Annotated in this window: 21 protein-coding genes; 10 read left to right on the top strand and 11 right to left on the bottom strand. The window is 64.8% G+C overall.

Going from position 1 to position 20,236, the window contains the following annotated elements:
* The first annotated feature begins 77 nt into the window (after positions 1–77).
* A complete protein-coding gene (locus BSZ39_RS05140) occupies positions 78–698 on the top strand; it encodes a superoxide dismutase (RefSeq protein ID WP_073716305.1) in 621 nt (206 codons plus the stop codon).
* A gap of 154 nt (positions 699–852) precedes the next feature.
* Here BSZ39_RS05140 and BSZ39_RS05145 read toward each other — a convergent pair whose 3' ends face one another.
* The 6 genes from BSZ39_RS05145 to BSZ39_RS05170 all read right to left on the bottom strand — a co-directional run bounded on the left by BSZ39_RS05145 (position 853) and on the right by BSZ39_RS05170 (position 6,384).
* Positions 853–1,323 carry a cytochrome c oxidase subunit 4 gene (locus BSZ39_RS05145; protein ID WP_222842867.1) on the bottom strand — a complete coding sequence of 157 codons (471 nt, stop codon included), beginning with the start codon at positions 1,321–1,323 and terminating at the stop codon, positions 853–855.
* Complete coding sequence (gene ctaD / locus BSZ39_RS05150; protein WP_073716306.1) at positions 1,323–3,038, bottom strand: aa3-type cytochrome oxidase subunit I; 1,716 nt, start codon at positions 3,036–3,038, stop codon at positions 1,323–1,325. The genes BSZ39_RS05145 and ctaD overlap by 1 nt, the downstream gene beginning before the upstream one ends.
* Positions 3,038–3,892, bottom strand: coding sequence for an aa3-type cytochrome oxidase subunit II (gene ctaC, locus BSZ39_RS05155; protein WP_073716332.1), 855 nt, complete (start codon positions 3,890–3,892; stop codon positions 3,038–3,040). The genes ctaD and ctaC overlap by 1 nt, the downstream gene beginning before the upstream one ends.
* Positions 3,893–4,041: 149 nt before the next feature.
* Positions 4,042–4,974, bottom strand: a complete 933-nt coding sequence (locus tag BSZ39_RS05160) for an FKBP-type peptidyl-prolyl cis-trans isomerase (RefSeq protein ID WP_073716307.1) — start codon at positions 4,972–4,974, stop codon at positions 4,042–4,044.
* Positions 4,975–5,055: 81 nt separating this feature from the next.
* Complete coding sequence (gene erpA / locus BSZ39_RS05165; RefSeq protein ID WP_073716308.1) at positions 5,056–5,409, bottom strand: iron-sulfur cluster insertion protein ErpA; 354 nt, start codon at positions 5,407–5,409, stop codon at positions 5,056–5,058.
* An 84-nt stretch (positions 5,410–5,493) separates the two neighbouring features.
* Positions 5,494–6,384: a glycerate kinase gene (locus tag BSZ39_RS05170; RefSeq protein ID WP_073716309.1), complete on the bottom strand. Its 891-nt coding sequence runs from the start codon at positions 6,382–6,384 to the stop codon at positions 5,494–5,496.
* 55 nt (positions 6,385–6,439) lie between these two features.
* Here BSZ39_RS05170 and BSZ39_RS05175 point away from each other — a divergent pair, with 55 nt between their 5' ends.
* Positions 6,440–6,838, top strand: coding sequence for a DUF4333 domain-containing protein (locus BSZ39_RS05175; protein WP_073716310.1), 399 nt, complete (start codon positions 6,440–6,442; stop codon positions 6,836–6,838).
* Here the strand turns inward: BSZ39_RS05175 and BSZ39_RS05180 are convergent.
* Positions 6,835–8,211 carry a dipeptidase gene (locus BSZ39_RS05180; protein ID WP_073716333.1) on the bottom strand — a complete coding sequence of 459 codons (1,377 nt, stop codon included), beginning with the start codon at positions 8,209–8,211 and terminating at the stop codon, positions 6,835–6,837. The genes BSZ39_RS05175 and BSZ39_RS05180 overlap by 4 nt on opposite strands.
* Before the next feature lie 46 nt (positions 8,212–8,257).
* On the opposite strand from BSZ39_RS05180, the gene BSZ39_RS05185 reads away from it, so the two are divergent.
* Together BSZ39_RS05185 and BSZ39_RS05190 are read left to right on the top strand one after the other, a co-directional pair.
* Positions 8,258–8,851, top strand: a complete 594-nt coding sequence (locus BSZ39_RS05185; RefSeq protein ID WP_073716311.1) for a DUF3043 domain-containing protein — start codon at positions 8,258–8,260, stop codon at positions 8,849–8,851.
* On the top strand, positions 8,848–9,840 hold the full coding sequence (locus BSZ39_RS05190; RefSeq protein WP_073716312.1) for an SLAC1 family transporter: 993 nt from the start codon (positions 8,848–8,850) through the stop codon (positions 9,838–9,840). Before BSZ39_RS05185 ends, BSZ39_RS05190 begins: the two co-directional genes overlap by 4 nt.
* Here the strand turns inward: BSZ39_RS05190 and BSZ39_RS05195 are convergent.
* The 3 genes from BSZ39_RS05195 to BSZ39_RS05205 are packed head-to-tail and all read right to left on the bottom strand — an operon-like array spanning position 9,837 to position 11,658.
* Positions 9,837–10,862, bottom strand: a complete 1,026-nt coding sequence (locus BSZ39_RS05195) for a quinone-dependent dihydroorotate dehydrogenase (RefSeq protein ID WP_073716313.1) — start codon at positions 10,860–10,862, stop codon at positions 9,837–9,839. The two genes, BSZ39_RS05190 and BSZ39_RS05195, sit on opposite strands and share 4 nt — an antisense overlap.
* An 11-nt stretch (positions 10,863–10,873) precedes the next feature.
* Positions 10,874–11,308 carry a hypothetical protein gene (locus BSZ39_RS05200; RefSeq protein ID WP_073716314.1) on the bottom strand — a complete coding sequence of 145 codons (435 nt, stop codon included), beginning with the start codon at positions 11,306–11,308 and terminating at the stop codon, positions 10,874–10,876.
* On the bottom strand, positions 11,305–11,658 hold the full coding sequence (locus tag BSZ39_RS05205) for a hypothetical protein (protein WP_073716315.1): 354 nt from the start codon (positions 11,656–11,658) through the stop codon (positions 11,305–11,307). Before BSZ39_RS05205 ends, BSZ39_RS05200 begins: the two co-directional genes overlap by 4 nt.
* A gap of 49 nt (positions 11,659–11,707) precedes the next feature.
* Between BSZ39_RS05205 and BSZ39_RS05210 the strand changes: the two genes are divergently transcribed.
* The 3 genes from BSZ39_RS05210 (at position 11,708) to sucB (ending at position 16,464) form a co-directional block, all read left to right on the top strand.
* Positions 11,708–13,165 (top strand): leucyl aminopeptidase, encoded by a 1,458-nt coding sequence (locus BSZ39_RS05210; protein WP_073716316.1) that lies wholly within the window; start codon positions 11,708–11,710, stop codon positions 13,163–13,165.
* Between the two features lie 150 nt (positions 13,166–13,315).
* Positions 13,316–14,695, top strand: a complete 1,380-nt coding sequence (lpdA, locus tag BSZ39_RS05215) for a dihydrolipoyl dehydrogenase (RefSeq protein ID WP_073716317.1) — start codon at positions 13,316–13,318, stop codon at positions 14,693–14,695.
* Between the two features lie 26 nt (positions 14,696–14,721).
* The gene (gene sucB, locus BSZ39_RS05220) at positions 14,722–16,464 is read left to right on the top strand and encodes a 2-oxoglutarate dehydrogenase, E2 component, dihydrolipoamide succinyltransferase (RefSeq protein ID WP_073716318.1); all 1,743 of its coding nucleotides are present in this window, start codon (positions 14,722–14,724) and stop codon (positions 16,462–16,464) included.
* Positions 16,465–16,474: 10 nt separating this feature from the next.
* Here the strand turns inward: sucB and BSZ39_RS05225 are convergent, their stop codons facing one another.
* Complete coding sequence (locus BSZ39_RS05225; RefSeq protein ID WP_073716319.1) at positions 16,475–17,758, bottom strand: protein kinase domain-containing protein; 1,284 nt, start codon at positions 17,756–17,758, stop codon at positions 16,475–16,477.
* 91 nt (positions 17,759–17,849) lie between these two features.
* On the opposite strand from BSZ39_RS05225, the gene lipB reads away from it, so the two are divergent.
* The 3 genes from lipB to BSZ39_RS05240 are packed head-to-tail and all read left to right on the top strand — an operon-like array spanning position 17,850 to position 20,228.
* Entirely contained in the window at positions 17,850–18,497 is a 648-nt protein-coding gene (lipB, locus tag BSZ39_RS05230) for a lipoyl(octanoyl) transferase LipB (protein WP_158025094.1), read from the top strand.
* Positions 18,494–19,528, top strand: a complete 1,035-nt coding sequence (gene lipA, locus BSZ39_RS05235; protein WP_073716321.1) for a lipoyl synthase — start codon at positions 18,494–18,496, stop codon at positions 19,526–19,528. The genes lipB and lipA overlap by 4 nt, the downstream gene beginning before the upstream one ends.
* 7 nt (positions 19,529–19,535) lie before the next feature.
* Positions 19,536–20,228 carry a DUF4191 domain-containing protein gene (locus tag BSZ39_RS05240; protein WP_073716322.1) on the top strand — a complete coding sequence of 231 codons (693 nt, stop codon included), beginning with the start codon at positions 19,536–19,538 and terminating at the stop codon, positions 20,226–20,228.
* Positions 20,229–20,236: the final 8 nt, after the last annotated feature.

Raw genomic sequence — 20,236 nt, forward strand, 5'->3', positions numbered from 1 at the left:
GTGAGTTGTAGAAGATGAACTCGAGGATCACGCGGTGACCGCCCTGCTGTCCAGCACGACCACCCCGCTACACCACTATGAGGGACTCAACTCTGCCCGACCTCCCCTACGACTACTCCGCTCTCGAGCCGCACATCTCGGCGAAGATCATGGAGCTGCACCACTCCAAGCACCATCAGGCTTATGTCGATGGCGCCAATGCTGCCCTCGAGAAGCTTGCTGATGCTCGTGAAAAGGATGACCTGGCAGCCGTCAACCTGTGGGAGAAGAACCTCGCGTTCAACCTCGGTGGACACTCCAACCACTCCGTTTTCTGGAAGAACCTCTCCCCCAACGGTGGCGGAGAGCCCGAAGACGAGCTGGCTGACTGCCTGAAGGACTGCTTCGGCAGCTTCGATGCCTTCAAGGCTCACTTCACCGCGGCCGCAACGGGCATCCAGGGCTCCGGCTGGGCGATCCTCGGCTACGACTCCATCTCAGGCAAGTGCCTCATCTACCAGCTGTTCGATCAGCAGGGCAACATTCCCGTCGGTGTCGTGCCGCTGCTCATGTTGGACATGTGGGAGCATGCCTTCTACCTCGACTACCTGAACCTCAAGGCGGACTACGTCAAGGCGTTCTGGAACGTCGTGAACTGGGAGGATGTCGCACAGCGCCTCGCACGCGCCAAGGAGAACTACACCGACCTCCTGGCCTAAATAAGCCGATAACGGGCGGCCAGCGGCCTGCTGGCCGCCTTTATCGCGCCTCAGCCACCCCAGACAGATAACGACGTATCAGCCGAATGCGGCGGACACGCAAAAGAGCGGGCACCTCCCGATGTGGAAGGTGCCCGCTCTTTTTGCTGACTGGTTAGTGGGCGTGGATGCCGCGAGAGAACTCGAACAGCTGCCCGATCAGGCCAATGATGCCGAGGATGACGCCGAAGACGATCACCCAGCGGCCGATCGCCACACCGGCGAAGACGAGCGTGACGGCAATCCCGAGCACGAACGGCCACCACGAGTGCGGCGAGAACTCGCCGAGCTGGCCTTCGCGTTCCTTGATCTCACCGAAGGGGTCATCCTCCGGGCGCTTATCGACGCGGCGCCCCAGGATCCACAGGTACCCGCCGACGAGGACGCACATGCCAGCCAGGAGCAGGAAGGCGGTTGTGCCGACCGGCTCGACCTTGGAGACGACCATGTAGATGATCGCGACTGGACCGAAGAAGAAGATGCCGAGGAAGAACATCAGCATCTCGACGCGCAGCGGCTTAGCCTCGTTTTCGTAACCGTCCGGCTTCGCGAGCTGCTCCGAGAGCATCACCGAGTTCTTATCCACTACTTCTCCTCTTTATTGGTCACGGCCAGCGGGGGCGTAATGCGTTCTGGGTCGACCCGATCCAGGGCTGCAACCTCCGGGTGGTGCAGGTCGAAGGCGGGGCGCTCGGAGCGGATGCGCGGCAGCGCAGTGAAGTTGTGACGGGGCACCGGGCAGGCCGTCGCCCATTCAAGCGAGCCACCAAAGCCCCACGGGTCGTTGACGAAGACCGTGCGCGGGCCGCGCTGGGTCTTCCACACGTTCCAGATGAACGGCAGCATCGACAGCGCCGTAATGAAGGCGCCAACCGTCGAGATCTGGTTCAAGAACGTGAAGCCGTCTTCCACCATGTAGTCGGCGGTACGACGGAGCATGCCGTCGACACCGAGCCAGTGCTGCACGAGGAAGGTGAGGTGGAAGCCTGGGAAGAGCAGCCAGAACTGGATCTTGCCGAGGCGCTCGTCGAGCATACGTCCGGTCATCTTGGGCCACCAGAAGTAGAAGCCGCCAAAGACTGCGAAGACCACGGTGCCGAAGATGACGTAGTGGAAGTGTGCGACGACGAAGTAGGAGTCGTGCACGTGCGAGTCCATCGCGGGCGAAGACAAGATGATGCCGGTCAGGCCACCGAAGACGAAGGTGACGAGGAAGCCGAGGGCGTAGAGCATCGGCGTTTCGAACGTCAGCTTGCCGCGCCACATCGTGCCGATCCAGTTGAAGAACTTCACGCCGGTGGGCACCGAGATCAGCATCGTCATGAGGGCGAAGAAGCTCAGCATAACGGCGCCGGTCGTGTACATGTGGTGCGCCCACACCGTCACCGACAGGGCAGCGATGGCGACGGTCGCGAACACGAGCGTTTTGTAACCGAAGATCGGCTTACGCGAAAAGACCGGGATGATCTCGGAGATGATGCCGAAGAACGGCAGGGCGAGGACGTAGACCTCGGGGTGGCCGAAGAACCAGAAGAGGTGCTGCCACAGGATCACACCGCCCGATTCTGGGTTGTAGATCTGGGAACCCAAGATGCGGTCGGAGGCGAGCCCGAAGTATGCGGAAGCGAGCACCGGGAAGGCCATGAGGACGAGCACGGAGGTGATGAGGATGTTCCAGGTGAAGATCGGCATGCGGAACATCGTCATGCCCGGGGCGCGCATGGTAATGATGGTCGCGATGAAGTTCACCGAGCCGAAGATCGTACCGAAACCGGTCATCGCAAGGCCAAGGACCCACAGATCGCCACCGAGGCCCGCGTTGTACGGGCGGGTCGACAGCGGCACGTAGGAGGTCCAGCCCCAGTCTGCGGCGCCGGAGGGCATGATTAGGCCGGCGCAGGCGAGCAGACCACCGAAGAGGAACAGCCAGAAGGCAAACATGTTCATGCGCGGGAATGCCACGTCCGGGGCGCCGATCTGCAGCGGGACGAGGACATTACCGAAGGCGGTGAACATCGGCGTCGCGAACAGGAACAGCATGATCGTGCCGTGCATCGTGAACAGCTGGTTAAACTGTGCCTTCGATTCCAGCAACATGCCGGGCTCGAAGAGTTCGGCACGAATGACCATCGCCATGATGCCCGCGAGGGCGAAGAAGAACATCGCGACCCACATGTACATGTAGCCGATGGTCTTATGGTCAGTGGACGTAATCCAGTTGACGATCGTCTGCCCCAGCTTTTGGCGGTGCGGACGCAGGCCGGGAACCTGATCGACCTGAGGGGTAGTCGCGGTAGCCATTAGTAGGAACCTCCCGGTTTGTAGGTGCGATCGAATTCCTCGCCGCGTTCACCGACGTTACCGGCATCGCGAAGCTTCTTCATTTGCGCATCGTATTCGGCGCGCTCAACAACTTTGACCTGGAAGAGCATTTCCGAGTGGTACTCACCGCACAGCTCAGCGCATTTGCCGACGAACGTGCCAGTCTCTTGCGGAGTGACGTGGAAGACGCGCTTTTCGCCGGGGATCATGTCGAGCTTGGTCAAGAACGCCGGAATCCAGAACGAGTGCTGCACGTCGCGGGCATGCAGCTGGAACTCGATGTTTTCGTTAACCGGCAGGTACAGGGTCGGGAGGCGATTGAAATCGCCTTCCTTACCGGTCAGCGCAATGCGCTCACCGGCGTAGAAGACGCCTTCATCGAGGTAGTTAAAGTCCCACGACCACTGCTTGCCGTAAACGGAGATGTGGGTGTCGACCTCACCGGACGTATCCCAGAGCTCATCCGTGGTCTTGACCGTGTGGTAGAACAGCACGCCGACCATGAAGATCGGAATCACCGTGTACATGATCTCCAGCGGCACGTGGTACTGCAGCTGGACCGGAAGCTCGTTATCGTTCTTCCGCTTGCGGTAGACGATCACGCACCAAATGATGAGGCCCCACACGAGCACGCCAATGGCGAGCCCGGCGGTCCACGCACCGTTCCACAGGTTGATGAGGCTCTCGGTCTTATTGGTCAGACCCGGCTTCGACGGCAAGAAGCCCGTCGACAGCTGTTCGGCCGAGCATCCTGCAAGGCTGAGAGAAAGGACAGCAGCCAGCGTCGCGATACGCCAGCGCTTCACCCCTTCGGTGCGGGACTTCAATCGCACGGTCACTCCTCCGCATGAAAACTGTAGTTGGGACTTTCGTCCTTGCCCCAGACTACCCCGTGTTTTGACTCGATGTCAGAACGGGTTTCGTCATTGTGTCATTGTGTGGAACACGTCACAACAGGAATGACCGCTTTCGGCGGTTTCGGTTACTCGAAAACCTTCAAGACATCAAAGACGAGCACCTGAGCCGGGCCCTGCTGGCTCTTAGGCGAGAAGAGCGCGAATCGCGATCCGGCCTTAGCGCCGACGGTTTGCGGCAGCGCCTTAGCGTTCGACACGATCACTTCGGCGGGACGCTGGGGAGCGTCAGCTTCGTAGAAGCCTGCGGCGACCCGCACGACAAACTGGGACTCGGCGGTGATTTCCTTTTCGCCGGTGCCTTCGGTGAGCTTTTCGAGCTTCTGCTCGGTCGGCGCTTCCGTGCCTTCGGCAACGGTCACGCCGGACAGCACGCCATCGGATGCGGCCACGTCGAGATTGAGTTCCTTCGGATCCTTCACCTGCGCGCCGGCGTCCGGCGCGGGCGTGTCGGCGGCGACAGCGTCGAGGATTTCCACGACGAAGGTGATGGTGTCTCCCGCCTTGATCTTGCCGTCGGGGGTGCCCTGCGGGTAGCCCTGGGCGGACGGGATCGACAGTGCGACGCGCTCGCCGACGCGCGCGCCCTTCAGACCGAACTTCCAGCCCGGGATGACGCCGTTAAGGGAGAAGGCCGCGGGAGCACCACGCTGATAGGAGGAGTCGAAGACATCGCCGTTCCAGACCTGGCCGTGGTACTGCGCGAGAACCACGTCGGTGTCAGAGACCTCCTTGCCCTCGGGGTTCGCATCAATCGTGTAGCGCTGCAGCTCCGTCGGGGCATCCCCGCTGTAGCTCAGCTCCGGGGCCGTGCCCTTATCGCCCGTCACCTCGAACATCGGCTTGTCGACGACCGCAACCTGCGGCGCCTCGGGTGCCGAGGGCACGGCAAAGGCTGATGCGGATTCGGTCGGAGTGGGAGTGGCGTTGCCACCGCCAGAGGAGCACGCGGCCAAGGCGAGGGCTGCGGCGGAAAGGGCGGCGAGTGCAGTGCGCTTCATAGGTGTCTCTATCTCGATTCGGGTACAACAGCGCCGTCCGGCACCGCACCAGCGGCGTCGGACGGCGAAGCGAAAGGTGGATTAATGGAAGGATTCCCCGCAGGCGCAGGAACCAGCAGCATTGGGGTTATCAATCGTAAACCCCTGCTTTTCGATCGAATCTGCGAAGTCGATCGTGGCTCCGGCGAGGTACGGGACGCTCATCTTGTCGACGACGACCTCGACACCGTCGAAATCGCGTACGGCATCCCCGTCGAGGAGGCGCTCGTCGAAGTACAGCTGGTAGATAAGGCCGGAGCAGCCACCCGGCTGGACGGCGACGCGGAGCCGCAGATCATCGCGGCCTTCCTGCTCGAGCAGCGAGCGCACCTTATCGGCGGCAGTCGCCGTTAGCTCCACCTCGTGGGTGGGAAGTTCGTTGATCGTGTCTGTCATGTCTGACCTCCTTGCGGGTTCTGCGTAGCAGCCTACGTCCAATCGCACGGCGACGCTAACCCGTTCCGCGCTCGGCTAACTCCCCTATGCCCGCTGCGTCCAGGTGGCCGCGAGGGCACGTCCGAGTGCCGTCATTGTTCTGCCCTGCAGGCTGTAGTGATCGGTAATTCCCGCGTTGGCGAGATGCCGACGGGCGATCCGGGACGCATTGGAGACGGCAGCGACGGGCACGAGCTCTTCTTGGGCGAGGCCGCCGACTTCGGCGAAAACTCCGGTCAGCAGGCTCATGGGCTCCGCGGAATGCGTGAGGACGATGGCCAGGTCGCTCGCCGCGATGTCCTGATCCCAATCGTGGCGCTGCGCCACGACATGGGCGAGATCTGCGAGCGTGGCACCCGCCGCCGCGAGCAGGAAGGCCACTCCCCCGGCCATCCCGCTGCCGGCCGCGCGCGCCAGCCGAGGATCGGAGCCGAGGTCGCGCGACAGTTCGTGAACGTATGCCCCGATGCGGCGCTCGCGCTCCTGGGCGTCCGAGGCCGATGAAGCATCGGCGCGAGCGAGCAAGGCCCCGCGCCCGCCAAGTCCCAGCAGCGGGTCGCCGTGTGTCGTTCCTACCGTGATGTGGTGGGCATAGCGGGCGAGGTCAGCCCGGTCCCGGTCGTCCAGGGCTCGGAAGGCGCCCTCGCCGCCGTCATGCCGGGTGGTCTCACCCGCGATGACCGTGACGGGGCCAGAGCGGGCACGATCAATAATTTCGCTGAGGGCGTCTGCCAGATCAGCGGTACCGGCCGTTACCGTTGGCTCGTCAGGCGAGGTGTCACCGGGGTCGTCGATGATGCCGAGAACCGGCTGAGATCCGGATAATAATGCGCTTCCTGGCAGCTGCGTCGCGGTCGTATCCGGGCTCAATGAATGCCAGCCGGCGATGAAGTCCGCGCGGTCTGTTTCATCGGCTCCACTCACGACGATTCGCATCAGATGTGCTCCTGATTGCTGGGAAATCTCGGCAGTCATAGTGCACCATGGTGGCATGTATATGACGAAACTTCGGCTCGCAGCCCTACTCACCGCAGTAGGCGCCCTCACTGCCTGCGGCGGCACGTCGGTCAAACCCGTGCCCGCGGAAGAACTCCAGCAGCGGATTGCCGAATCAGTCCAGGCTGAGCTCGGTGAGGCCCCGGCGGTGCTGTGTCCGGCGGGCATCGAGGCGAAGGTCGGCGCGAGCGCGCAGTGCTCGATCTCTGGTGGCACCGAGCCGCTCACCGCGACCGCGAAGGTCACCGAGGTCAACGGGTCCTCCGGTGAGGTCAAGATCGCGGTGTCGGTTGCGCCCGATCCGTCGCAGTCCTCGCCGAAGCCCGAGGAATCGAGCCCCGGCGAGGACGCGAGCGAACCAGCAGAGTCGGCCGAACCGAGTGAGTCGAACTAGATTTCGGCTTCGATATCGCCCGCGAGGACCGCGAGCAGAATCGCACCGGTGAGGGTTGCGCCCCGAAGCTCACCCAGGTGAACGGACTCGTTGGCGCCGTGCGCGCGCGTATCGGGATCTTCGATGCCCGTGATGAGGATCGCGGCTTCCGGGAAGACCTTTGCCAGCACGGAGATGAACGGGATCGAGCCGCCCATTCCGATGTTGACGGCGTCGTTTTCCCACGCCTGGCTCATCGCCCAGCGGGCCTTACGCATGATCTCGGTATCGTCGCCCGCGTCGAACGGCTGACCGAGCTCGTTGATCGTGACGATGACGTTGGCGCCAAACGGAGCATGCTTTTCCAGGTGCGCCTTCAGCGCTTCGGCGGCTTCGCGCGGATCCTGGCCCGGGACGATACGCATTGACAGCGCAGCCGAGCACGACGGGGTGATCGTATTGGACTTCATCTCGATGCTCGTGACGTCCATGCCGATGACGGAGATCGCGGGCTTGGACCACAGTCGCGTCGGGATCGAGCCGGTGCCGGCAAGCTGGTAGCCGTCGACGACGCCGGCATCGGCGCGCCAGGCGTCCTCCGGGTAGTCGAGTTCCGAGGCCGGTGCGGTCACGAGGCCCTCCACCGCGACATCGCCCGCGTCATCGTGCAGCGTCGCGATAAGGCGCGACATGCAGGTCACGGCGTCCAGGTAGGGTCCCCCGAACATGCCGGAGTGCACTGCGTAGTTGCCGGTGCGAACCTCGACGCCGACGTCGACAAGGCCGCGCAGGCTCGTCGTGAGCGCGGGGGTGCCGACCTGCCAGTTCGCGGAGTCGAGCACGATGATGACATCGGCTTCGAGCTTGTCGCGGTAAGTCATCAAAAAGTTTTCGAAGCTCGGTGAGCCGATCTCTTCTTCGCCCTCGAAAAAGCACGTGACATTGACGCCGAGGTCATCGCCAAGCAACCGCAGTGCGCCGACGTGGGCGACAATGCCAGCCTTGTCGTCGCCGGTGCCGCGGCCGAACATGCGATCGCCGCGCGTGACGGGCTCGAAGGGGTCGTCCTGATCCCACTGGGCGGTCTCGCCGGGCGGCTGGACATCGTGATGGGCGTACAGCAGGACACGCGGGGCGCCTTCCTTGCCGTGCTTGTGTGCGACGACTGCGGGCGCGCCTTCCTTGCCGGATTCATCGGGGGCGGACAGGATCTCGACGCTGTCCATCCCGACGCCGCGCAGCAGCTCTGCGGTGTACTCGGCCGAGGCCCGCACGTGCTTTTGGGCAAAGGCCGGGGAGGACACGGAGGGAATCCGCACGAGGTTTTCCAAATCGGTGCGCACCTGGGCAAATGCCTCATCGATGCGCTCTTTCAACATCTCAACTGTGATCACGCACACGAGCGTACCCGCCATATGACAGATCGCGTACCATCGAAGCGTGAAGTTCCGTAACCGTGCTGAAGATGAGCCTTCGGCAACTCCTGCGCCGGCATCGGGTGGAAAGGGCCGCCCGACCCCGAAGCGACGCGAGGCCGAAGCAAAGAACCGTCGTCCGCTAGTCGTCGATGACCGTAAGCAGGCGAAGGCGATCGCTCGCCAAAAGCGTGACGAGGCCTACGAGCGCCAGCGCCACGCCATGATGACCGGCGACGAGCGCTACCTGCCCCTGCGCGATAAGGGCCCGGCGCGGCGATTCGCTCGCGACTATGTCGACGCACGATGGAACGTCGGCGAACTCTTTATGCCGATGGCCGCGCTCATGATCGTTGCGATGCTGCTCGTACGGTGGGTGCCGGATGTGGCGTTCTATATCACCGCCGGCATGTACCTCATCGTCTTCGGCGGCATCATCGACGCGATCATCATGATTTTTATGCTCAAGCGGCATCTCGCGAACCATTTCGATGCGGCCGAGATCCCGAAGTGGACCGGCATGTACGCGTTCTCCCGGGCCTTCATGGTGCGTCCTTGGCGCATGCCGAAGCCGCTCAATAAGCGCGGCGAATACTCCATGCGCCGATCCAAGACATGACACCCCCGCCACTGCTCGCTCGCATCCCCTATGCGTCGTTCGCGACCGTCATGGGCTTGGGCGGGCTCGCTGCCACGTGGGGCTATGCCGAACGGCTCCTGGGCGCTCCGGCGTTTGTAAAGCTGCTCCTCGTCGGGCTCGCCGCTGGTGTGTGGCTCGCCCTGCTCGCGATCCAGGTCGTCCGGGTTATTCGCTACCCGGCAGCCGTCAAGGCCGAGGTCACGAACCCGTTCCCGATGGTTTTCCTCGCGACCCTGACGGTCGGCACGCTCGTGCTGTGCTCGGCCGCACTTCCGGTCGCGGGCAACGCCGTCGCGTGGCTCTGGTGGCCGGCCGTCGTCGCGCACCTCGGCGTGTGCGTCTACGTTTTTGGCTCCTGGCTCGCCCGCAACGACCTCAACCTCACGACGGTGACCCCGGCGTGGTTCATCCCCGTCGTCGGAACGATGGTGGCGTCCTTCGCGGGCGCGTTCGTCGCACCGACCGGTTTTGCGATGGGCCTGTGGGGGCTCGGATTCCTGCTGTGGTTCGCGCTGCAGCCGGTCGTGCTGCGCCGCCTGTTCATTAACCACGAACCGATGCCGCCGCGACTTCTTCCGACTCTGGCGGTCCTCGTCGCGCCGGCGCCGGTCGCGATCATCGGCTGGCACGCGCTCATTTCAGCCCCGGTAAGCGAAGGCTATGGCGAGGCCATCCGTATCATGCGTTCGGCCACGCCACTCGTCGTCGCCGCACTGCTCGCCACCGGCCTGCTGTTCCTCGCACTCCTGCTCCTGCCGGGACTCGGGCTTTTCCGGGCGCCGTTCTCCCTGACCTGGTGGGCGACGTCGTTCCCCATCGCCGCGCTTGCGACGGCGTCGGTGATCGTGTGGTCGGCAAACCACGCCTGGCTTGCGATCACGGCGATCGTGATCGCGACGACCTGGATCGGCTACCTGCTGATCCGCTCGGTCCTTGCCATCGGCCGCGACGCTGACGCGTTCCTTTAGCGCGCGAGCTCCCGGTTCATCATTCCGGGCCAGCTCGGCCCGCCGTAGACGAACCCGGAGTACGCCTGCAGCAGATCCGCTCCCGCATCGAGCATGGCCCGGCCATCGGCTGGCGTTTCGATGCCTCCCACCCCGATGAGGACGGGACGGAGTCCGAGCTCTGCGCGCGCGAGCTTGACGACCTGCAGCGCACGTTCCTTCAGCGGCCGGCCCGACAGGCCGCCCTCGCCGTAGGGATGAGCGATCGTCGTGTTCGTCGCCACCATGCCCGTCACACCCGAGGTTTTGATGAGCGTCGCGATATCGGCGACGCCCTCGTCGGATAGGTCCGGCGCGATCTTCACAAGCAGTGGCACATCGCGGCCCGAAGAACGGGAGGCAGCCGACTGCACCGCGCCGACAATCGGCTTGAGGGACCCGACCGCCTGCAGATCGCGCAGCCCCGGCGTATTGGGCGACGAGACGTTGATGACGAGATAGTCCGCCCAGTGCGATAGCGTGCTCGCCGAGTATTCGTAGTCGTGCCTGGCGTCCTCGGCGGGGGTGATCTTCGATTTACCGATGTTGACGCCGACGATGGCGCGGCGGCCCGCAGCGCTCGCCCGCAACTCGGCCAACCGGCCCGCGACGATATCGGCGCCGTCATTGTTGAAACCCATCTTGTTACGGATCGCGCGCTCATCCATGTGGCGCCACATGCGCGGGGGCTCATTGCCCGGCTGCGGGTGGCGTGTCACGGTCCCGATCTCCACATGGGAAAACCCGAGGGCCGCAAGCCCGAGGACGGCGGTCGCGTTCTTATCCATCCCGGCCGCGAGCCCGACATAACCGGGGAACGCGCGCGGGAATACTGCAAGGCGTTGGCTGCGGACGGGGTGTTGCGGGGGTCGCCCAAAGCTTGCGCGCAGTGCACGCCGACCCGCTTCGCTCGCCCCGGCGAGCGCGATCGCCCGCAAGGATTGGGCGTGCGCCACCTCCGGATCCGTTTTCGAAATCAGGTGATCAAACAGCATCCGGTACATGGCGAGCCTTTTCAGTTCTGGGCGATTCGGGCGGGGTTGGAAGCGTAGAGCCAGGCTATCCCGAGGAAGGGCAAAACGAGCGGCACGAGACCGTAGCCCCAGCCGAAATGGGACCAGACGGTCGCGCGCGGGAAATACTCGGGATGCAGGTAGCTGAGGGTGCCGACGATGAGAACGCCCGCCGCTTCGAAAAGCACCGCTCCCCAGGCGATGCGGCGCATGCGTCGGCCGTTATGAGCAAGGGAGATCGTCGCGAGAATGTAGATCACCGCGGCGAGGGCGGAAAGGACGTAGGCGAGGGTCGCCTCCGATGGGTTTCGAATGAGCTGAACCGCGGAGCGCGCGGTGGCCGAAAGCGCGAAGATCCCGTAGATCAGGATCAGCACGCGCCCTAACCCGTATGCGGGGCGGCGCGTGTCGGTCGCGGAGGTCGTCACGGTATTCATACTGTCCATACCTGCCAGAGGCGCCACTGGCACACCAGAAGCGAAATCGAAAGAATCACGAGGGCGATCGACGAGGTTCGGGTCCGATCGATGAGCGCCCACGCGCCGCCGATGGGCAGCAAAATGAGGCACGTCAGCAGGTAACCCCAAAGCGTGATGCCATCCTTGACGGCGTATCCGCCGATCTGCTGCACCGCCATGACGACGGCAATGCCGAGCATCAGCACCTCGATGACGCCGGCCACGATGAGCTGTTTGAAGATCACGGCGCGGTCGATGATGGCAAAGTAAAGTCCCCACACGGCGAGGAAGCCGGTGAGGATCGCTGCTAGCCAGAGGGCACCATACACGCCCGCCAGATTACCGCGTTGTGATGGGACGTGCTCTACCCTATGGGATGTGAACACAGTTGAACTGCATGCCAAGAAACTATCCGCCATCAAGGCCGACGTTCTTCTCGTCGGCGCCACCAAGGTTGACGATGAGGTCGTTCCCTTCGGTGGGCCCGCGATCACGAGCAAAGCCGATCACGCGCTCGCAAACCTCATCAGCCAGCTCGACATTTCGTGCACCGAAGGCTGCGTGACCAAGGTCATGAGCGACCAGTTCGCTACCCCCGTCGCCATCGTCGGCGTCGGAGAGAACCCCTCCCCCGAAGCTCTGCGCCGTGCGGTTGGCTCCGCGGTGCGCAACCTGGCCGGCTTCGCGCACGTCGCGATCTGCCTGCCGACCTCCGGTGCGGAGGAAGTGGGCGCGATCGCCGAGGGAGCGGTCCTCGGCTCCTACGCGTTCGCGCAGTACAAGAAGTGCGAGAAGGACCCGGTCGAGAAGGTCACGATCGTGACGCCGATCGCCGGTGAAAAGGACGTGAAGGCCGCCGCCCAGCGGGGCGCGATCCTCGCGACCGGCGTGAACCGTGCCCGAGACCTCGTCAACATGGCCCCGAACGATCTCGTCCCGGAGACCTTCGCGGACTACGCGACCCAGGCCGCCAAGGGCCTGAAGGTCAAGGTCACGATCCTCGACGAAAAGAAGCTCGCCGCGGGCGGCTACGGCGGCATCATCGCCGTCGGCATGGGTTCGGATAACCCGCCGCGCCTCGTGCAGCTCGAGTACTCCCCCGCGAAGGCCACGGGCCATGTCTCGCTGGTCGGCAAGGGCATCACGTTCGACTCTGGTGGCCTGTCGCTGAAGCCCGGCAAGGGCATGGAGACGATGAAGTGCGACATGGGCGGCGCCGCAGCCGTCCTCAATGCCGTCCTCGTCGCCGCTGAGCTCAAGCTCCCAGTGAAGGTCACCGGTTGGCTCGCTCTCGCCGAGAACATGCCTTCGGGCGGCGCCCAGCGCCCCGGCGACATCATCTCGATGTACGACGACACGACCGTCGAGGTCCTCAACACGGACGCCGAAGGTCGCCTCGTGATGGCCGATGCGCTCGCCCGTGCGATCGAAGACAAGCCCGACGCCCTCCTCGATATCGCGACCCTCACGGGCGCGGCCGTCGTCGCGCTTGGCGAACGTACCGCGGGTGTCATGGGCGACGAGCAGCTCCGCTCCGATATCGTCGCCGCCGCCGATGCGGCCGGCGAAGCATTCTGGCCGATGCCGCTGCCGAACGAGCTGAAGGAGGGACTGAAGTCCCCCGTCGCCGATCTGCAAAACATCGGCGACCGCTGGGGCGGCATGCTCTCGGCCGGCCTCTTCTTGCAGCATTTCGTGAAGGACACCCCCTGGGCGCACCTCGACATCGCGGGTCCGGCCTTCCATGAAAAGGCGCCCTACGGCTACACGCCGAAGGGCGGCACCGGCTTCGGTGTTCGCACCCTGGTCGGCCTGCTGGAGAACTTCGAGAAGTAACCCCGCACGCTTCCCTTACGGTCCCGCACCAACGTGGTCCGCTTCATAGCAACCAGGGTGCGGGACCGTAGTTGCTCGTAGGCCAACTAATGGGACAATGGTCCCGAGGATAATCCACCGGGGCCAGGCCCCCGCCATGAGGAGTAACACGTGACAGACACACCGACGTACGACATCGTGATCCTAGGAGCCGGCAGCGGTGGTTACGCCGCAGCATTGCGCGGCGCGCAGCTGGGACTGAAGGTCGCACTCATCGAAGGTGACAAGCTCGGAGGCACCTGCCTCCACCGCGGATGTATCCCCACCAAGGCGCTGCTGCACTCCGCCGAGGTCGCCGATACCGCCGCTGAGGCCGCTTCCGTCGGCGTCAACCTGACCCTTGACTCCATCGACATGGCGGGCGTGAATAAGTACAAGGACGGCGTCGTTGCCCGCCTGTACAAGGGCCTGCAGGGCCTCGTTTCTTCCCGCAAGGTCGACCTCATTAACGGCTGGGGCAAGCTCGTTGCCAAGGACACCGTCGAGGTCGACGGCAAGCAGTACAAGGGCAAGAACATCATCCTGGCGACCGGATCGTACTCCAAGACGATCCCGGGCTTGGAGATCGGCGGCCGCATCATGACGAGCGAACAGGCGCTCGCCCTCGATGAGATCCCGAAGTCCGCGATCGTCCTCGGTGGCGGCGTCATCGGCTGCGAATTCGCCTCCGTGTGGAAGTCCTTCGGCGCCGACGTGACGATCATCGAAGGCCTGCCGAACCTCGTGCCGAACGAGGACGCCTCGATCTGCAAGGCCCTCGAGCGCGCGTTCCGCAAGCGCAAGATCAACTTCAAGACCGGCACGATGTTCAAGTCCGCGACACAGGACGACAACTCGGTGACCGTCGAGACCGAAAGCGGCGACACCTTCACCGCGGACCTGCTGCTCGTGGCCATTGGCCGCGGCCCGGTCACCAAGGACCTCGGCTACGAAGAGCAGGGCATTTCGCTCGACCGCGGCTTCGTCATCACCAACGAGCGCCTGCACACGGGCGTCGGCAATATCTACGCCGTCGGAGACATCGTCCCCGGTCTGCAGCTCGCGCATCGCGGCTTCCAGCAGGGCATCTTCGTCGCCGAAGAGATCGCAGGGCTCGCTCCCCAGGTCCAGGAAGAGTCCGGTATCCCGCGCGTCACCTACTGTGAGCCCGAGATCGCCTCGGTCGGCATCACCGAAGCCAAGGCGAAGGAAACCTACGGCGAAGACCAGGTCAACGTCGTCGAATACAACCTCGCGGGCAACGGCAAGTCCCAGATCCTGAAGACCACCGGTTTCATCAAGCTGGTCGGCGTCAAGGACGGCCCCATCGTCGGCGTCCACATGATTGGCGCCCGCGTCGGCGAACTCGTCGGCGAAAGCCAGCTCATGGTCAACTGGGAGGCCTACCCCGAGGATGTTGCCGCCCTTATCCACGCCCACCCGACGCAGGACGAGGCCATGGGTGAAGCCGCCCTCGCGCTCGCCGGCAAGCCGCTGCACTCGCACAACTAAAGATCGATCGAAGGAGACGTTAACTCATGTCTGAATCCGTCCAGATGCCGGCACTCGGTGAATCCGTCACCGAAGGCACCGTTACCCGCTGGCTGAAGAACGTCGGCGACAGTGTCGAGGTCGACGAGCCGCTGCTTGAGGTCTCGACCGACAAGGTCGATACCGAGGTGCCCTCCCCCCTGGCGGGCACCCTCGAAGAAATCCTCGTTGAGGAAGACGAGACCGTCGAGGTCGGCACGGACCTGTGCCGCATCGGCGATGGCTCCGGTGCTTCTGAGTCCTCCGATGATTCTTCCGACAAGGAAGGAGAGCCCAAGGTCGAGGAGCCGAAGGCGGAATCCAAGTCCTCGGGTGGCTCCGGCGAGGCCGTGAAGATGCCGGCGCTCGGCGAGTCCGTGACCGAAGGCACCGTCACCCGCTGGCTGAAGGCCGAGGGCGACACCGTCGAGGTCGACGAGCCGCTGCTTGAGGTCTCGACCGACAAGGTCGATACCGAGGTGCCCTCCCCGATCGCGGGCACCGTGTCGAAGATCCTGGTGCAGGAAGACGAGACCGTCGAGGTCGGCGCTGACCTGTGCCTCATCGGTGATGGCTCCGGCGGCGGCGACGAGCCGGCCGAAGACGAGCCCAAGGAAGAACCGAAGGACGAGCCCAAGGAAGAGTCGAAGGACGAGCCCAAGGCCGAAGAGCCGAAGGAATCCGAGGCGCCGAAGCAGGAGGAGGCCGAAAAGGCCGCCGAGCAGCCTGCCGAGGACACGGACGCTGGCCACCACCCCGGCCCGAGCGACGATGACGATCCGGCCGAGGTCCGGTCGGCCCCGTCGCGCGCCGTGAAGTCCGGCCAGGTCTACGTCACCCCGATCGTGCGCAAGCTCGCGAAGGACAAGGGCGTCGACCTCACCCAGCTCGCCGGCACCGGCGTGGGCGGCCGCATCCGTAAAGAAGACGTCCTCGAAGCCGCCCGCAAGGCCGAAGAGGCTAAGGCGCAGGCCGCCGCGAGCGAGAAGGTCGCCGCGCCTGCGAAGCAGGCCGCTCCGGCCGAGCCCAGCCCGCTGCGTGGCACGACCGAGAAGATGTCGCGCCTACGCAAGGTCATCGCGACGCGCATGGTCGAGTCGCTGCAGACCTCCGCTCAGCTCACGACGGTCGTCGAGGTCGACGTCACCCGCGTCGCCGCGCTGCGCGCCGCCGCGAAGGATAAGTTCCAGTCGACGGAGGGCACCAAGCTCACGTTCCTGCCGTTCTTCGTCAAGGCCGCGACCGAGGCGCTGAAGTCGCACCCGAAGATCAACGCGACGATCAAGGACGACCAGGTCGAATACCGCGATACCGAAAACATCGGCATCGCTGTCGACACCGAGCGCGGCCTGCTCGTTCCGGTCATCAAAGGCGCGGGCGATCTCACGATCTCCGGTATCGCGAAGGCGATCAACGATCTGGCGGCACGCGCCCGCGAGGCGAAGGTCTCCCCCGATGAGCTGTCGGGCGGCACCTTCACCATCACGAACACCGGTTCCGGTGGCGCGCTGTTCGATACGCCGATCATCAACCAGCCCGAGGTCGCGATCCTCGGTGTTGGCACGATCGTGAAGCGTCCGATGGTCGTGAAGGACGCCGATGGCAACGAGTCGATCGGTATCCGTTCGATGGTCTACCTGGCGCTGTCCTACGACCACCGCCTCGTCGATGGCGCGGACGCCGCCCGCTACCTCATGGCTGTGAAGTCCCGCCTCGAAGAGGGCGACTTCGCCGCAGAGGTCGGCCTCTAACCCGATCCCGTCACGGGCCCGCAGGTTTTTCCTGCGGGCCCGTTTCGCATGCCGCGATCGCCGCGATTCTGTCCTGGTTCAGAAAAAACACGAAACACGTCGGCGCCGTTGCCGCGACCGTAGCGGTCTCACCTGCGTAGGTACGCTCATGCGGGCCGACACTAATGACGGCCTGGATGCGCTCGCCGTGCGCGCTCGTCGACAGGACCGTCGTTGTGAGGCCAGCAACCGAGGTGTCCTCGGCAGCCCAGCGGGCGAGCGTGTCCCTATCCTGCAAAAGCGCCGGCGCATCTGGGGTGTAGACCTCGCTGAGCGCCGCGACGTCCCCGGCCATGAGCGCGGCGTCGCGCCGGTGCAGCAGCCGTGTCAGGTGCTCGGCCGGGGTTGGCGTCTGCTCCGCGACCGTCAGCGTGACCTCGGCGATGGAGGCCTGTGGTGATGGCGGCTGAATCGCGATCGCGCGCCCCGTGAGCGCCCCCGCACCGAGCACGGCAGCAATGGCGAACGATACCGCGACGGCCCGGCGCGGCGGGCGACGACTTCGGGTGCGGCGCCGCGGCTTCATTTCCGTGGCGGGCAGGCGGCGCCGGATGCGGGCCGCGGCGAGGGCCGTGTCGCTCGGGGTGCTCACCGGTTCCGGATGGGCGAACTGGCAGCGGCGCGCGACCAGATCCCGGCAGCTCGGGCGCGCCGCCGGGTCGGCGTCCGCGCAGTCGGCAAGGAGGTCCGCGAGTGCCGTGGACGCCGACAGGGACCGCAAGACGGCGGCAAACGAATAGACATCAGCCGCGGCGGACGCGGGCCCGCCCGCGAGGCGCTCGGGCGCTTGGAACCCATCGGTGCCGCCTTCCAGCGCGGGCGTGGCACACACGTCGATCAACACGGGGCGTCCCTCGTCCGTCACCATGATGTTGTCGGCGGACACGTCCCCGTGGATGATGCCGCGTTCATGCAGCGCGCCGAGGGCCGAACCGATCCCGTCCCACACGTGCGCGATCTCCGGTCCCGATAGTTCACCACGCGCCGCCGCGATCGTCCCGAGCGTCGTCCCGCTGAGCGCCTCATGGGCGACCAGGAGACGGCCATCGGCTAGCTCCTGGACGTCACGCACCTGCACAACATGCGGGTGCTGCCAGGCACGCAGCTGCGCGAGGCGACGGATTAAGGTATCGCGCTGGCCACCGGGCAGCGCCGGCAGCAGCGAGACGACGCACGCCTTGCCCGAGCTGTCGCGTGCCTCATAGATGTCTCGTCCGGCGAGGGCGGAAAGGAGGTCATATCCGGCGACTTTCATGCCCCCACGCTACGGTCGTGTCGACCCGAATGGGGGTTATCCACAGGCACCGGTTAGGACCATGGTCTGCCCCTCCGTTAAGATCGAGGTCGTGCGTGTGATCGATCTGGTAGCCGAAGGCCCACTGAACTATCACGACGTCGACGCTCGGCAACGCGCCCTGCACGAACAGGTCGCCACCGGCAGCCACGAAGGCACCGTGATCCTCACCGAAATGCGCAGCGTATACACCGCGGGCCGCCGAACCGCCCCTTGGGACCGAATCAACCCCGACCTCGACGTCGTCGACGTCGACCGCGGCGGGCGCATCACTTGGCACGGGCCCGGCCAGATCGTCGCCTACCCCATCATTCGCCTCGTCACTCCCCTCGACGTCGTCGCCTACGTGCGCGCGCTCGAGGGCGCCGTGATCGCGACGCTCGCCGAATTCGACATCACCGCCGGCCGCATCGCTAGCCGCTCGGGCGTGTGGCTTTTCGAACCCGACCGCAAGATCTGCGCGATCGGGGTCCGCGTCGCCCGCGGCGCCACCCTGCACGGCATCGCCCTGAACGTCGCGAACTCGCTCGACCCGTACGGCGAAATCGTCCCGTGCGGTATTTCGGATGCGGGCGTGACGACGATGGTGCGCGAAGGCGCCGACGTGTCGCTTTCCGACGTCGCCCCCCGCCTTGCCACGCACCTCATAGACTCGCTTGTGCAGCTCACTGCCGAAACGCACCAGAAAGAAGTTGGATGACGCTCGCTCCCGAAGGACGCCGCCTGCTGCGCGTCGAAGCTAAGAACGCCGAAGTCCCGATCGAACGCAAACCCGAATGGATCCGCACCACCGCGTACATGGGCGAGCAGTATCGCGACGTGAAGTCCCTCATGCGCGGTGCGTCGCTGCATACGGTCTGTGAAGAAGCCGGCTGCCCGAATATCTTCGAGTGCTGGGAGGACCGTGAAGCGACCTTCCTCATCGGCGGCGAGACCTGCACGAGGCGCTGCGACTTCTGCCAGATCGATTCCGGCAAGCCCGCCGAATACGACCGTGACGAGCCGCGCCGCGTCGCCGAATCCGTGGCGCACCTCGGCCTGAAATATGCGACGGTCACGGGCGTCGCCCGCGACGACCTGCCCGATGGCGCGGCCTGGCTGTATGCCGAGACGACCCGGCAGATTCATGCCTCTTCTCCCGGCACCGGCGTCGAACTCCTCATCCCCGACTTCAAGGGGGATGCCGACCTGCTCGCGGAGGTCTTTTCCTCCCGCCCCGAGGTCCTCGGCCACAACCTCGAGACGGTCCCGCGGATCTTCCGCCGGATCCGCCCGGCGTTCCGCTATGAGCGCTCCCTCGAACTCATCTCGGCGGCTTCGAAGGCCGGTCTCATCACGAAGTCGAACCTCATCCTCGGGATGGGCGAGACGCGCGAGGAGATCGAAGAGGCCATGCGGGATCTGCACGACGCCGGGTGCGACCTGCTGACGATCACCCAGTACCTGCGCCCGTCCGCGCTGCATCACCCGATCGACCGCTGGGTGAAGCCCGAAGAGTTCATCGAACTGTCCGACTACGGCTACGAGATCGGCTACGCGGGCATCATGGCGGGCCCGCTCGTCCGCTCCTCGTACCGGGCGGGCCGCATGTGGGGCCAGGCGATGGCGAGCAAGGGGCGTGAGATCCCCGATAACCTCAAGCATCTCAGCCAGCCGATGACCGCCCACCAGGAGGCGAGTTCCGTCGCCGACCGGATGCGTCAGCGCCGCTCGCAACAGCCGGTAAACTAGGCACATCATGTCTAGAGAATCGAACGCTCCCGCCAAGCGGCGCTGGTACCACAACATCGCGGACGCCTACCGCGTCACCCAGTCATCCTTCCCGTGGATGAAGTGGGCACTCGCCGCTCTGTTCGTCGTGATCTTCGGTGGTTCCCTTGCCTGGGGCATCGCCTCCGGTCACTGGATCTACATTCCGATGCTGGGCCTGATGCTCGCCACCCTCGCGATGCTCGTGCTGCTGTCGATGTATACGCGCCGCGCGTCCTACATGCAGATCGAGGGCCAGGTTGGTGCCTCTGCCGCTGTCATGCAGCAGATCAAGGGGTGGAACGTCGAACAGGAGCCCGTCGGGGTCAACCCGCGGACTCAGGACATGGTTTTTCGCGCCGTTGGCCGACCGGGCGTCGTCCTGGTCGTCGAAGGTCCGGTCACCCGGACCAAGCGGATCGTCGGCGACGAAGAGCGCAAGCTGCGCCGCATTTTGCCGAACGTCGACATCCACAAGATTTACGTCGGGCAAGGCGAAGGCCAGACGCGACTCGGAAAACTCGAGTCGAGCATGCGCAAGCTTCCGAAAAAACTCACCAAGGCCGAGGTCGCGGCGATCTCGAAGCGACTGTCCTCCCTTGGTGCGATGAAGCTGCCTATCCCTAAGGGCATTGACCCCTATAAGGCGCGTCCCAACCGTAAGGGTCTGCGCGGCAAATAGTTTTATTT

The sequence above is a fragment of the Bowdeniella nasicola genome (assembly GCF_001907295.1).
GTDB lineage: Bacteria > Actinomycetota > Actinomycetes > Actinomycetales > Actinomycetaceae > Bowdeniella > Bowdeniella nasicola.